We start from the raw sequence: 15,019 nt of genomic DNA, 5'->3' as shown, positions 1-15,019 counted from the left end.
TTTACACCCTCTTCTTTTTTAATTTAAGTAATACTTTGCTCAAGCTTTCTTCCGTAAGATCCTCTGCATCAGCAAAATCTGATACCGTAAAAGCAGACTCTGTTGTTGGTTTATTTATAAGTTGACGAAGATGCCTCAACATACCATCTGCTATCAATTGAATTTTTAATTTAGAAAACTGTTCTCTACTATACATCCAAACAAAATGTAAATTTTCATCTTTCACCATTCCGATAACATCAATTAGATGAGATGGTTTGGAATCTGGAGCATGATCTAAAAATGTAAATCCTGTCTCTTGCATAAACAAAGATTCCCTTGAGAAAACCTGATCAAATTGGCCCAAATAGTTAAAACTTATTGAAGGCTTTTGCTGATAAAACGGAAGTAATCCTTTATTCAAGTAACGTAAAATACCATAGTCAACTCCGCGATTTGGGATTCGACGCAATTGTTCTTTGACAGACTTTAATCCTTCAATAGGTGTTTGAGTTCCTTGAAAATTGAGATGAACGGGATAAATACTCGTGAACCAGCCCACTGTCCTTGATAAATCAATACCTTCAATTACCTCTTCTCTTCCGTGTCCTTCTAGATGAATAGAAACGGTTTGCTGATTTGTACAATCGACGATAGCTTGTCCTAATGCCGTTAATAGTACCTCATCAATCCTTGTCTTATGAGTTACTGGAACTTCGTGTAACAATTCATGTGTTTCTTCTATTCCTAAAGTCCTCGTCACTTGATCAATCGATTCCTCTGTCGTTTCTTGTATTGGATAGTCCATTGGAATTTTCATCGTTTCTTTTTCTACTTGTTGATTCCAATAATTTTGTACTTCTTTTGAAATACCCGAATCACTGTACGTCTGGAGTCGTTCAGACCACTCTTTAAAAGATGTACTTTTCGCAGGTAAGCGAACTTCTTGACCTTGTTTTATCTGGTTATATACCACCTGTAAATCTTCCAATAGAATCCTCCATGACACTCCATCTACTACTAAATGATGAATCACCCAGAATATTCGATCATTTCCAGTCAAGTTATCTTCAAAGTACACTACTCTCATTAACGGACCAGTAACTAAATTGAAACTAGCTTGATTAATGTTCATTTCTTCTTGTATTATTGTATTCCACTCTTTTTCATTAACTTGATTCCGTTTTACAACATGGAGTACTGACAGCTCATCAGTCTCTTCATTTCTCTGCCTCCACGTTCCGTTTGGTAACTGTTCGTACCGGAAACGTAAAGCATCATGATGTTTGAGTAAATTTAATATCGCTCCCTCTAGTAATTTCACATCCAATCTTTCTTTTACTCTTAAAAGCATTGATTGATTCCAATGCTCTGTATGTGGATGTTCTTGCTCGAAGAACCAGCACTGAATTGGAGTAAGAGGCACATCACCTATCACAATTCCCTGCTCCGCTTGTACTCCCTGCGTTTCTATAGCCACTTGTGCCAGCTCAGCGATAGTTGGGCATTCAAACATTTGCTTTGGAGTAAGTTTTAACCCCACTTGACTTGCTTGAGATATGATTTGAATACTGAGAATCGAGTCGCCACCAATTTCAAAGAAATTATCATAGATTCCCACCTTTTTAACACCTAATACTCGCTTCCAAATGGTAGTCAGTATCTGTTCGTTACTATTCCGAGGGCCAACACATTCACTATTAATCTGCTTTTCCTCCGGCATAGGTAAGGCCTCACGATCAACTTTACCGTTAGCTGTAAGTGGAATAGCTTCCATCGCCACAAATCCCGAAGGAACCATATAACTTGGTAGTTTCGCTTTAAGATACTCTCTCCACCCATCTACATTTCCATCTCCTACAACATATGCTACTAATCTTTTATCGCCCGGCTGATCTTCTCTTACAATTACAACTGCCTCTTTTATATATACATATGTATGTAAAGTAGACTCAATTTCCCCAATTTCAATTCTGAAACCACGTATTTTAACCTGATGATCAATTCTTCCACGATAATCTAAATTCCCATCTGGCAAATACCTCGCTAAGTCTCCTGTCCGGTATAATCTTGCTTTCGGATCACTACTAAATGGATGAGATATAAAACGCTCTGCTGTTAATTCAGGTCTATTTAAATATCCACGTGCCAATCCTGCTCCACCAATATAAAGTTCACCATCAACACCTATAGGAACAGGTTGTTGATAAGCGTCTAGTATATACACTTCTAAATCGGGAATCCGCTTTCCAATATTACTTCTTGAAGCATGCTGCACATCATCTAGAGTAATTGGATAATATGTAACATGAACTGTAGTTTCTGTAATTCCATACATATTAATTAACTGTGGGTTTTTCTCACCATACCTTTGAAACCACGGTAACAAGCTAATAGGTTCTAATGCTTCTCCGCCAAATATTACGTAACGTAGCTGCAAATTTTTATTCTTATCTTCTTGTTCACACACTCGTATTAATTGTCGAAATGCGGAAGGTGTCTGATTTAGAACTGTGACTTCTTCCTCCACTAATAATTGATAAAAATCCTTAGGTGATCGACTAATCCAGTACGGAACAACAACTAATTTTCCACCATATAATAATGCTCCCCAAATTTCCCATACTGAGAAATCAAATGCATACGAATGAAAAAGCGTCCAAGTATCTTTTTCATTAAACTGATACCAACAATCCGTTGATTTAAATAACCGAATGACATTGTGATGCTCTATCATAACGCCCTTTGGATTTCCCGTTGATCCCGAAGTATAGATTACATATGCCAGATTTTTGGGACCGACATTAGAAAGCGGCAAAGTCTTACTTTCTTTCCCAATCTCATCTTGATCACGATCCAGGCAAATCGACTCAACATTTTCTGGTAACCATTTCAATTCTTTTAAACTTTCTTGCGTCACGAATAACTGAATGCTAGCATCTTCTAAAATATATTGAAGTCGCTGCTCTGGATATGTTGGATCGAGTGGAACATAAGCCCCACCAGCCTTCAAAACCCCTAAAATACCTACAATCATTTCGAGGGAACGTTCAACGCATATTCCAACTAAAGTATCAGGTCCTACTCCCTTTTTCTGCAAATAATGAGCTAACTGGTTTGCACGTTCATTAAGCTCCTTATAAGTAATTTTTTCTTGTTCATACGTAACTGCAATAGTATTTGGATAAATCATCGCTTGCTGTTCGAATATTTCATGAATAGTTACTTGAGGTGGGACATTCAGTTTAGGATTGTTGAACTCAACTAAACTTATTCTTTTATCTTCCTCAGAAATGATTTCTATTTCAGCTACCTTCTGCTTTGGTTTTTCAAAAGTGTTTTCCATTATCGCTAACATCACGTTAAAAAACCGTTTTATCTCTTCCTTAGAAAATAGCTCCTCACGATAATCAATATGTACATGTAAAGAGTCAATATCAATTAGATTTTCAATATGCACTGCAAAATCTTGTACCTCTTCATGGTTTGGAATCCATAGTGAGTCACCACTTTCATCGCGATTCCTATAATCAATCGTAGTTCCGAAAAGTCTCACATTACTATTATTCTCTTTATTAATCTGCTTTAACAACAAATCAAATGGATATTTCTGGTGCCTCAATAATTTGCTTTGTTTTCTGGACACCCTGCTAATAAATGAAAGTACTTCTTCTTCTGGATCAATATCCATTCTTAAAGGAACTGTACTCACCATCATTCCAATCAATTTTCGTTCCATTTTAGTCATACGATTGCCGTAAGCCATTCCTAAACCAATATCAAGCGATGAAGTCCACCGATACATGGACAACGAGAAAGCAGCAACAAAAAAAGTGTATAAACTAATTTTGTAATCTTCAGAAAATTTTTCTATCTTTCTCTTCAAATGCTCCGTTAATATAAATGTCTCACGTGATGCTTTAGTGCTAACTTGGTACGTATTATAGGGCTTCAATCCAGTCACAGATGGCAGTGTTTTAAATTCCTCTAACCAGAATTTTTGATCTTTTTGAAAGCGACTACTATTCAAGTATGTTTGTTCATTGGTCAGGAATTGAACATATGAATTTTTAATTTCGCCTTCCTCATTCTCGTTATGCATTTCATAATAATATTTTGCAATTTGCTCAGTAAATATTTGAATTGATAAACCATCCATAATAATATGATGAACATTTCCAAAGACTGCACATTCATTATCGTTTAATTTTATTAAAGCGAAATAGTATAAATCTGAATTAAATAATGTAAACGTGTCTTTTGTTTTCTGCTCAATCCATTCCTCAAGCAAATTTGTATTCTCCACATTACTGAAATCAAAAAACTCAAATTCTTGTTCTTCATGTTTAATAAAATATTGTTTCGGTTCCTGATGCCCATTTTCTTTTAACCTAATGCACAGACCGTCATTTTCACTGATAACGCGATTCACAACTTGGTTTAATTTTGAATAATTCATTTTCCGATGAAGTTTAAATAAAAATCTTAAATTACATATTCCTTTATCAGAATGAATAACTTCTGTATACCATATTCTTCGCTGCGGATGGCTTAATCGATAACATTCCTCATTGGTCATAAAAATCTCCCCTTCAAAAATTATTTGCTCTTATAGGTTCGTGTTTATGTTTAGCCCATAAATATTTCTGCAGTGAAACTCCAATTAATCCAATAATAACAAGCCCAATCCCTCCATAAACATAGAGTTGAGTTACTCCAAACAAATGCACTAATGGGCCACTCATAGCAGGAGAAATAATTAGAACTGCGTTTGTTAAACTGCTTTGTATACCAAATACTCTTCCTACTTGATCTTGGTCGGATTCTATTTGTAAAATGACTTGATTAGATACAAGCATCAGCCCACTTCCGATACCAGCGATAAAACTAATTAAATAGGCTAAAACGAAGACCGTACCGGGCGTTATCAAACCAATCCCCCCAAAACCAATTCCCATTAAAACCATACCTCCACATACTACCCAGCCATATTGAAATTGTTTTAATTTCTGAGTTAGTAGTGCACCAAGTATTCCGCCAAGACCAATAATAGAAATGATATATCCCATTTTACTTTTATCATGTGGGAATAAGCTCTTAAATAAAGTTGGGAATTGTGAGTCGACTAATTGTAATACTGCCATGGCTATTGTAACGAAAATCATGGTTGATAATATTATCCGATTAGATAACACATAACCCCACCCTTGTACCCAAGCGGTCCAAGTACTTTGTTTTTGCTTTTCAACAAATTCTTTCGATATAGTTTCTTTAAATTTTATTGTGGGTATGAGAACTAAGGTAGCTAATAAACAACTTATAGCTCTTATAATGAGGCAGAACTCTGGTTGAAACCAGCTCAGCAACATGCCCCCTATAAGTGGACCTACTATCTTGGTACCCTGCTCTACTATTCCGTTGATACTTACTGCTTTAGTAAGTAAGTCCGGGGATACAATCTGTCTTGTTAGTGTTTGCTGTGCAGGATAATAGAAAACAATAAAAATGGAACGAATCATTAATGCCACTAAGAGCCAGTGGATATCTTGTACAAATAAAAGAGCAATTGTTATTAGACCAACCATTAGATTACAGAACATCATAATTGGAATTTTTCTAAAACGATCTGCAATAACACCTGCCCATGAGCCAAAAATAATTCCAGGAAGTGCATATGCAACAGGGATCAATCCAATCATAGTAGGATCTACTTCCCATTCAAACCCAACTATAGTCATAATCGCTAACATATCAATAAAAACACCAAGCATAAGCAATGAATAAGCAGAGAAAACTTGTAAATAAACCCTATTTCCTAATAGGCCTTTTGAATCAGTAGTTTTCATAAAAGCAAGCTCCTTAGGTTACTAATATAAACGCTTTTGCGTATAAGGTACCCCTTTATTAAACCTAATTAATCATTATAAAGATTTCACCTAGAATGTAACTTCGTCAAAACCTAGACTAATCTCAAGGTTTAGTTTATTTTAAATAGTCAGATAAATTTAGGCGCACCTATTTCTTCGTATTTATATCAACTGTTACAACATAGACCTTTACCTTACACTAAAAAACAGCTAAACATTACCTGAATATAACCATTTATAGTTGTTTGCACATTCAATTCACATCCTTTTTAAAGTTGGCTTTTTTCTATCTCAAATACTATCACACAAATATTTCACCTACTATATTCATAAAGTTGAAATATTTGAATCAGAAAATTCGGATAAAAAAACCAACCCACAAATCATACCAAACAATTATTTAGTTATATTGTCAGTTTATAGATGGCTTTAGCCATAAGGATATCAAAAATTAAGTTTCTTAATTTTATTAACATAATAGTTTAAAGAGACTATAAATCCTACTAAACAAAAAGATAAATATACAATAAAGTATATTTATCTTTTCTTATCCTACATATTTTCTATGCAAATTAATTCCAATAACTAAAATTGATAATAAAAATATAATACTACCAATTACTAATGTACTCATAACAGAATTGAATAATATAGTATTAATACTTCTGCACCTACTACCTATTTTATTTATTAGATATTTACACTTCAAAAAAATTACAAATTATTCACAATTAGGATACACACCCAAAATATGATTTGAATATGTTATTATATTTTAAGATAATATAAAATCAGTTTTTCTATAAGAGAACTTAATTTTTATGTAGTACGAAATTGTTAGTACTACAGTATATATTTAAATTTAGTTATAAAAACGTTTAAAGACCACCTATTTCCATAAGTGATCTTTCTTTGTAATTCTACATTTATGCACTACTGTAGAAATATATCGTAGATACGCTTTGTATGCTAAATTTCTAGTTCTCTCCATTTACTAAAAAACATAGCTTAGCACAATTAATATCATATTCGTTAAATTGCAAACTATTATTTTGTCTTCTGTACAGACAAACTACTAAAAATCAAATCAGCAACTTTTACATATCCTTTTGAGTTTGGATGAATTAAATCCTTAGACCAAAGCGTATTGTCATTAACTAAATGATGATTCCAAAAATCAACATGATGAAACTTATATTCTCTGCTCAGTGAACGTATAACTTCATTTGCCTCTAATAATTGTTCTTTTATTACTTGTTTTTTTTCAGAAGCAAAAGGAAGCCTAACTGTAAAATCAGGAAGGTTTGCTATAATAATATCAGCCCCTGCTTTACTTAATGAATCTATCATAAATTCCATATCGTTCTTATATGCATCATGATTCCAACGTCCTTTTAAAACATCGTTTGCCCCTGCAATGAGACTAACCAAATCTGGATTAAAAGTTAACGCCTTTTCCAATTGCTGCGAGCGAATTTCTTTAGTTACTAAGCCACGCTTTGCCAAATTAGCATATTTTATATCGTTTTCACACAGTTGAACAAAATGATCTATCCAGCTTTTTAATGCAATTCCCTCAACTTCATCCCCTATCCCCTCTGTAAAACTATCACCAATTGCTACAAATCGCTTCCACATATGTATTCCCCCTTTATTATTAACCATATCTATACTATACAATAGCTCACACCGTAATTGTTATTTCTAAGTGGTTTTCGATTTCAATTATATTCCACTTTATTATATTTACATTTAGAATCCAAAATTGACCGATTCCTAAGTATACTTAGGAATCGGTCATATTCGTATATTTACTAAAGAAATAAAATTTCTCTAGGAATTATACTTTTTTCAAAAAATTGGTTGTTCTTTGTTTTGCCCAGTTGATACATTTCTTTTCGATTAAATGATATGAAACTATAGAAAAAAGTAGTGTCATTGCAATGCATAAAGTAAGAAGGAAAAAGATAGGTATCTTTGTATACAAAAGTTTAAATAGTACCATCATGATTGGAAAATGACACAAATAGATACTGTATGAAATTTCTCCTAAATATACAAATACACTCTTATTTAAAAATGCTTTTACTTTTAGGTTACTCATAGCCATTATAATAAATATACCAACCCCCATTACGACACCCCAATCTTTTAATAAGAAAGTAGTATCATTACGGGAAAAACCATAAATTAAAATGGAATATAAATACAGAATAATCCCTAATGCAATAAGAAATCCTTTTTTAAATTTTTTCATATTCCTATATGAGTAGATAAGTTTTTCCTGATACTTAAAAAGTAACATTCCAACCATAAACATAGATGTAAAATGCAGTGTATCAGCATAACCATTATAAAATCCTTCAGCTTTCCCAATATACAACACATTAAGAAAAACACTAATTAAAGAAAAGCTCAAAGCAAATAGTATCGTTTTCTTCCAATTCAATTTATAAAAAAGAAGGAATAACAAAGGAAACACAATAGATATACGCATTTCTTGAGCCAATGACCAAATAACTGGATTATAATTTTCCGTAAAAAAGTTATTAAGAAGCACAAAGTGGTTTAGAATATCTAATTTTGTTATAGACCCTTGCCACCTATCATAGAACCAATCCCGTAGTCCTACCACTTCATACGACGAAAATAAAATAAATAAAACAAAGGAAACAATTATCCAAAAATAATAAGGAATATAGATTCTTACAAATCTCTTAATTAAATATCCCCAATAATTTGTTTTTGAATGATAAAGTGCCATCGATAACACAAAACCACTTAGTACATAAAAAACGATAACAGCTTCCCCACCCGCCCATAAAAACCTAAGCGGGGAAAATTTAATAGAATTAGGCAACGATGGTAGCATTAAACAAAAATGTCCAAATACCACAGTAAGTGCCGCTAACCCTCGTATGGAATCTAATTCTTTTATTCTCTTACTCATAAAATGTTCTCCTTGTAAATTGTAGATTTTGCTTTTCATAAAGGCCACTATGCGAATATAGTGAGAGAACTGTACACATCGTTTCTTTAAATTCCTAATATAAGCAGTAAAAAGTTAATTTGACCTCCATTTCTTTATATACATAATTTAAAACAAAATATTTAATACAAAGAAAAGATTTTATTAAATTTTTATAAAGTGAAACTTTAATGGGTGGTTTTTCATCATGTAACTTTATTAAACTAACCTTGCACCAGAATCCTTTAAATCGAAAGATTCATAATAAACGCCATCCCTTCTGTATATTTCTACAAAAAGAATAGCGTTTTTGGAGTATATGGATACAAATTTATTTTAGCTTAATAGAAATACAAAAAGTTCCGAAGAACCAAATTTGAAAAGTAATACAATCTTTCATTCCAAACTATCCACATAAGAATCTATAATACTTTGAAACCTTTTGTTTCAAACTAATATTTAGTTGTATCCTATAAAATTAGCTTTTTACTATATCAATCGCACTATCCCACATACCACTAAAAAAAGATCCAGTTTTACGTATAAAACGTGTAAACCAATTTGCTTGTTCCACATCAGATTTTGTTACAAGGTCTATTTGTAATGAATTACCTGATAAGAACCCAGGATCGGTATTATCTTTAGGCGAGATAATTATTTTACTAATTGTTACACCTTTTTTAATAGGCGCTTCAGGTTCTTTATTTGATACTTTAAATTCTTTTTTATAACCGTCTTTGTTTCCCTTCCGCATTGGAAGTGAAACAGCTTGCTTCGTTTGAACTACTACATCTTTCTCTTTTGCATTTGCTACTCGTACCGTTTCATGTCCTTTTACTACTGAATCTTTTCCGTAGACATTCTTCACTTCAAAATTCGCAAATCCATAATCGTATAATTTCTTTGTTTCATCAAAGCGTGCCGTATGAGATTTTGTTTTTATCACTACAGAAATTAGGCGCATACCATTTCTTTCTACTGTACCAGTGAAACAATCTCCCGCTTCTGGAGTCGTTCCTGTTTTCAAACCATCTACACCTTCATATTGCTTAATTAAACCTTTTAACATCCAGTTAAAGTTCGCCATATCAATTGGATATTTACCACCCTCTTGGAATGTTTTTTTAGGAATTTTTGCTGTATTCAATATTTGGGGAAAATCTTGAATAAGACGTTGTGCTAAAATTGCACAATCCCTTGCAGACATTTTATTTTTCTCATCTAGAGTTGTCCCTTCTAGGTGATATCCTTTTAAATCTTGATTTGTTAAGCCTGTAGAGTTTACAAATTTATAATCTTTCATTCCAAACTCTTTCGACTTATCGTTCATCATTTTTACAAAATTGCCCTCTTTACCAGCAATCTCTTCAACTAAAGCAATTGTTGCACCATTTGCAGAATAAATTGCCATTGCCTCATATAACTCTTTTACCGTATAAGAGCCACCATTTTCTAATGGAACATTTGATAATGAACGATCTTGCGAAATCTTATGTGCATATTCAGAAATTTTAACTTTTTGATCCCATTTAAGTTTTCCTTTATCTACCGCTTCATGAACTAAGTATTCGCTCATCATTTTTGTCATACTAGCAATTGCCAATGATTCATCTGCATTTTTTTGATATAAAATTTTTCCGGAATTTGCTTCTATTAAAATTGCTGATCCTGCTTCAACGTCTATAGCAGAAACTGTTTCCGCTGCTGCTCTTCCAAATGTAACGAACATACTAAAAAATAGTGTAAGCACTGTTACTATTGCAATAAATCTCTTGCAAAACATACCTTTCACTTCTGTTACCTCCAATATCTTTGTACTCAAAAAAGCGTTATTCTAACATAATCTCAAAAAAAATAGACAGTGTTCTCAAATTGTATATACATATTAAACGTTAGGATTGCTTTCATATAGACCATCTCATCTGACACTTTTAGGTGCCCTGATACTTTGTATTCCCACGCATATCCTTATTTTTAATCCCCTTATATTTTTTAAAATGATTCGCACTTTCATATTTTTTAGGATTACAATTAATAGACAATCTACATAATACATTTGTTCCACATTTACAAAAAATAAAGTGAAACTTTAATCAGTGGGGGTTTTGTTCATCCCCACTAATTATTAACCCTCACCAATCGGGATTTTAATTATTCAATTGAGCTATTTGCTAGACTTATATTAGAGATAAATTTTCTTTAGTCTAAACCATTAGTTTTTTGTAATAAAAAAACTACACCCAATACTGAATGTAGTTTTTCTAACTAATTTATTTATTTTTTACTTCATTTTTATAAAAAGCAAATAATGGTTCGATGGATGGACTAGATAACAGCGGAATTGCCTTCTCGATCAATTTCCTATCCCAATCAAACCAACGCATTTCCATTAACATGTTTATTTCTGTATCAGTGAATCGTTTCTTTATTTCCTTAGCAGGATTTCCACCAACTATTGTATACGGCGGAACATCTTTACTTACGACAGATCCTGCAGCAACAATTGCACCTTCACCAATAGTAACGCCAGGCATTATTATAGCATTCATTCCAATCCAAGCATCACTTTTAATGACTGTATCGCCCTTAGTTTCATATGATTGTTCAATTTGCTCAGCGAATGGATATACTGTAATCCATTCTGAGTGATGATTATGGTTACCACCCATTAAAATGACTACTCCACTTGCAATGCAAACATAATTCCCAATAATGAGTTTATCAAGATGCCATCCCATCTGTTCAATTGGATTAAACAGTGCTTGTGACTTAGCATCCCCCCACAAATACCTTACACAACCATCTTCAAAATTTTGATGACCATAATACCCTGAATAATAGGAGTACTCTCCTACTTCAATGAGTGGATTTGTTACTATATCTTTTATATATTTTGTTTCTGACCAATGATTAAATAATGGATGCTTCATAACTTTATTCCTCGCTTCTAAGTATTATATATTTTGCTATTTACTTAGAAGCTTACTACGACTGCTACATTTTTTAGCTTTCTCAAACGACGAATCATTATCTTCAAGCCTTTCTTTTATAATAGAAAAAGCATAACGCAATACATTACACTAGTCAAATTGTGTAATTTTGAACACATCTTAAACAGTGTAATACTGCAATAACAACATGAAAACACTCTAACTTCGATACAAATACTATATTTATTACATTTAGTTCATATTTTGTAAAAAAATCTTAATTGCCATGACAAAGCAAACAATAACCACTATTGGTCGTATTAATGACGTCCCTTTTGTAAGCACCATCTTCGCCCCAATATATGACCCTATAATTTGACCAAGCATCATAATCAATCCAATTGTCCAATCGATTTGGCCAAAAATAATAAAATACAACAAAGCAGCGAAATTACTAGTAAAATTCAAAATCTTAGCATTTGCAGTTGCCCGTGTAGCACTATATCCACATAAAAGAATGAACGCTAAAGCAATCAAGCTACCTGTTCCTGGGCCGAAGAAACCATCATAAAATCCAAGGAATGGAGCCACTGTTAACGCAAACAACAACATACTTATTTTTCTCGGTCGATCTTCGTTTGCTATATTTGGAGATAATAGAAAATAAAGACCAATAATAATAAGTAAAAAAGGTAATATCATGATTAGATATTCTGCCCGTATCTGTAAAACAAGCCATCCACCCAAAACTGATCCAAAAAAGGTCATTAAGATGGACAAACGCATTTCTTTAAGATTAATTTCTTTCTTCTTAATAAAAAACACTGTCGCCATGAGAGTTCCGCTACTCCCTTGCAGTTTATTAGTTGCTATCGCTACAGAAGGAGACATACCTACTAATAACATTATCGGGATAGTTATCATACCACCGCCTCCAGCAATTGTATCTATCCACCCTGCTAATACAGCTACTAAAAATAGTAATATGAGTAATTCAATAGTAAAATCCATACAAAGAATATGGGAAGGCTTGAGCTATTATACCCCAAACCTCCCCATCGTCCCTCCTCTCTTTAAACTAGTTAATAATATCTGTAAAGTAACTTTCTTTCTGATCACGTAATCGGCTGGAAACGTACTGCCTGCAAACAATTCTTCTTCCGTACTTATTATCTCCAATCGGAATTTTATATTCTTCCTCAGATAACCTTTCCCTACCATGAGTTACATTTGTTTGTTTACCATAGTATGAATTTGGAATAATTAATAAATCTTCAGATGTAAGTGGAACCTTATAAGTGGGCGTTGTTCGTAAGAGTTCTAAAAACATGTCAAATTTCAATTTTTCTTCTTCACTTTTTCCCACATAAATCAATCTATTTTCTGCTCCATTCAAACAAGTTGCAATAATATCACCATTATCATCCAAAAATATGATTTGGTTTATTTCCCCTACAAATCCCGATATTTCACCATCCGCCATTCCTGCGATATGAGCAATAGGCATTTTACTTATCGCCAATATATCATCTTTACTGAAGTGATTTTCTTCAAGATGCTTTTGAAGTAATTTTGGCGTTCCAATATGAGTTTGAGTTTTTAAATTTAACACTCCTTTTAATAAAAGAGCATCAACTCTAGTAAATTTTCCACAAGTAATTTCAGACACTATTCGTTCCACGGATTTATTAAGTCTATTTGATACAATTTCTAAATTCGTATTGAATATTTTCAATCTTGCTTCAATATCTGATTGGTCTTTCATGTCTGTATACACTGTGGCATCGTTATGTTGATAAAAGTTCCCGCCACCGGTGCTTGCACCGACATTTCGCAAAACTTCATCGTTGTTCAAAGGGGAAATGAGGTGAAATCTATTTTTCCCTGCATGTTCGGATGGGTGAATTAAAGCATCATAATTAAAAAGTGTGGCAAAAAGCCATGTGACCCATTCTGCATAAAAATATTTTTTCATTCTATCGTCTTCGTCTTCACCATAATTAAAACCTTTGCGATTTTCCCCAGGTAATAGGGTTTCCATAGGATCACATGGAATATTTTTAATAAGAGTAGGTGGTACGTTTCCACCACAATTCGCTACTTTTATCATATGTAGTAGTTTTTTCATATCTGAATTCGAAGTTTTCTTTGAATAATCAATCAAACAATTAAGCCACTCTCTTGAAAAGCTTGCAGCTATTTCTTGATCACAAGTATAAGGATTATGAGTTTTTAATTCATGGTCTATTAGATTCTTGATTTTATCCTTCAATACATTAGGAATGCTAATTTCTTCGATTTCTGTAATCTGCAGTATTCCTTTATTCATTATAAAACCTCCGTTGTTTTATTTTTTCACCATATCTTCTATTAAATAAACTACCTACTTCTTTTTTGCTCCTTTGCTTTTCGTCAGAGCTATTACAGTTACCAAATTACAGAGCATAAACGTGGAGTAAACAAAATTTCTTTTTAGTTACATTAACCCCGTAAATCTCCATTAAATTAGTATATTTAATGGAGATTTCTTTTCATACTTTACTTTCAAACTATGTTTATAGGATTTTCAATTCAAGCACAAATATTCCTTTCCCTAGAATTTTCCTAAGATTGAAATCAGAATTTTCAATACACTAATATTAACAATAAAAATATAACACGAAACCAAAAAATGTAAACGAATAGTTTTTTTATAAAAAATAGTCAGACTATTTTAAGGTAATTTGTATTTCATTGAACTAACTGTAATAAAGTGGAACTTTAATCAGCCCTCACCAATCGGGATTTTACGGGCAACAGGGCCCCCGCCTAACTTCTTTGCTTCCGCTGAATTTTGAGGTGGGGGTCTTATTACCCGGCAAATAGCGGATAAAAAAGCCCCCTAAATGATAGAGGACTTTCTTTACAAGAATATTCTATTTTAAAATCCTTACTTACCTTTTATTTTAAAAGATATTGCTGTAACTTCTTTATTAATTGTTCCGTCCCCTCTGGACTTACAATAATCTTCCCATTCGCTAACGAAATATTGCTGTCTGAAATATCACCTGTAAGTGCACAAGCTCTTGGAGATTGATATTTTCGTAAAATAATCTGATCCTCTTCTATAAACATTTCAAGAGAATCTTTTTCTACAATTCCTAAACTCCGTCTTATTTCCATTGGAATAACAATACGCCCCATGCTATCTGCTTTACGAGTAATCCCTCTTGATTTCATAAAATGCCACCCTTTATTTTTATCTAATATTACGGTACTTATTTTAGCAATAAACA

The 15,019-nt window shown here is 32.9% G+C and carries 9 protein-coding genes; all 9 read right to left on the bottom strand.

What is annotated here, in order from left to right:
- Nucleotide 1: 1 nt before the first annotated feature.
- The 9 genes from MR160_RS11405 to MR160_RS11365 all read right to left on the bottom strand — a co-directional run bounded on the left by MR160_RS11405 (nucleotide 2) and on the right by MR160_RS11365 (nucleotide 14,963).
- Nucleotides 2-4,558 (bottom strand): non-ribosomal peptide synthetase, encoded by a 4,557-nt coding sequence (locus MR160_RS11405; protein ID WP_242297370.1) that lies wholly within the window; start codon nucleotides 4,556-4,558, stop codon nucleotides 2-4.
- A 13-nt stretch (nucleotides 4,559-4,571) separates the two neighbouring features.
- Nucleotides 4,572-5,825 carry an MFS transporter gene (locus MR160_RS11400; protein WP_000858612.1) on the bottom strand — a complete coding sequence of 418 codons (1,254 nt, stop codon included), beginning with the start codon at nucleotides 5,823-5,825 and terminating at the stop codon, nucleotides 4,572-4,574.
- Between the two features lie 1,068 nt (nucleotides 5,826-6,893).
- The gene (locus tag MR160_RS11395) at nucleotides 6,894-7,484 is read right to left on the bottom strand and encodes an SGNH/GDSL hydrolase family protein (protein ID WP_000265867.1); all 591 of its coding nucleotides are present in this window, start codon (nucleotides 7,482-7,484) and stop codon (nucleotides 6,894-6,896) included.
- Between the two features lie 202 nt (nucleotides 7,485-7,686).
- A complete protein-coding gene (locus MR160_RS11390) occupies nucleotides 7,687-8,835 on the bottom strand; it encodes an acyltransferase family protein (RefSeq protein WP_003282126.1) in 1,149 nt (382 codons plus the stop codon).
- A 457-nt stretch (nucleotides 8,836-9,292) separates the two neighbouring features.
- Entirely contained in the window at nucleotides 9,293-10,606 is a 1,314-nt protein-coding gene (locus MR160_RS11385; RefSeq protein ID WP_000677658.1) for a D-alanyl-D-alanine carboxypeptidase family protein, read from the bottom strand.
- 478 nt (nucleotides 10,607-11,084) lie between these two features.
- Nucleotides 11,085-11,744 carry a CatB-related O-acetyltransferase gene (locus tag MR160_RS11380; RefSeq protein WP_000682536.1) on the bottom strand — a complete coding sequence of 220 codons (660 nt, stop codon included), beginning with the start codon at nucleotides 11,742-11,744 and terminating at the stop codon, nucleotides 11,085-11,087.
- 252 nt (nucleotides 11,745-11,996) lie between these two features.
- Complete coding sequence (locus MR160_RS11375) at nucleotides 11,997-12,755, bottom strand: TSUP family transporter (protein ID WP_000347991.1); 759 nt, start codon at nucleotides 12,753-12,755, stop codon at nucleotides 11,997-11,999.
- Nucleotides 12,756-12,822: 67 nt separating this feature from the next.
- Nucleotides 12,823-14,073, bottom strand: coding sequence for a hypothetical protein (locus tag MR160_RS11370; protein WP_001032355.1), 1,251 nt, complete (start codon nucleotides 14,071-14,073; stop codon nucleotides 12,823-12,825).
- 611 nt (nucleotides 14,074-14,684) lie between these two features.
- Complete coding sequence (locus tag MR160_RS11365; protein WP_000842215.1) at nucleotides 14,685-14,963, bottom strand: AbrB/MazE/SpoVT family DNA-binding domain-containing protein; 279 nt, start codon at nucleotides 14,961-14,963, stop codon at nucleotides 14,685-14,687.
- Nucleotides 14,964-15,019 lie beyond the last annotated feature (56 nt).

It is taken from the genome of Bacillus cereus group sp. BfR-BA-01382 (assembly GCF_022663475.1).
GTDB lineage: Bacteria > Bacillota > Bacilli > Bacillales > Bacillaceae_G > Bacillus_A > Bacillus_A thuringiensis_S.
The sequence above is the reverse complement of the archived record's forward strand: the minus strand, read 5'-3'. Positions and strand labels throughout refer to the sequence as shown.

Excerpts from the sequence above, each read along its gene's own strand:
- MR160_RS11405 (WP_242297370.1), bottom strand. The coding sequence starts at position 4,558 with ATGACCAATGAGGAATGTTATCGATTAAGCCATCCGCAGCGAAGAATA.
- MR160_RS11400 (WP_000858612.1), bottom strand. The coding sequence starts at position 5,825 with ATGAAAACTACTGATTCAAAAGGCCTATTAGGAAATAGGGTTTATTTA.
- MR160_RS11395 (WP_000265867.1), bottom strand. The coding sequence starts at position 7,484 with ATGTGGAAGCGATTTGTAGCAATTGGTGATAGTTTTACAGAGGGGATA.
- MR160_RS11390 (WP_003282126.1), bottom strand. The coding sequence starts at position 8,835 with ATGAAAAGCAAAATCTACAATTTACAAGGAGAACATTTTATGAGTAAG.
- MR160_RS11380 (WP_000682536.1), bottom strand. The coding sequence starts at position 11,744 with ATGAAGCATCCATTATTTAATCATTGGTCAGAAACAAAATATATAAAA.
- MR160_RS11375 (WP_000347991.1), bottom strand. The coding sequence starts at position 12,755 with ATGGATTTTACTATTGAATTACTCATATTACTATTTTTAGTAGCTGTA.
- MR160_RS11370 (WP_001032355.1), bottom strand. The coding sequence starts at position 14,073 with ATGAATAAAGGAATACTGCAGATTACAGAAATCGAAGAAATTAGCATT.
- MR160_RS11365 (WP_000842215.1), bottom strand. The coding sequence starts at position 14,963 with ATGAAATCAAGAGGGATTACTCGTAAAGCAGATAGCATGGGGCGTATT.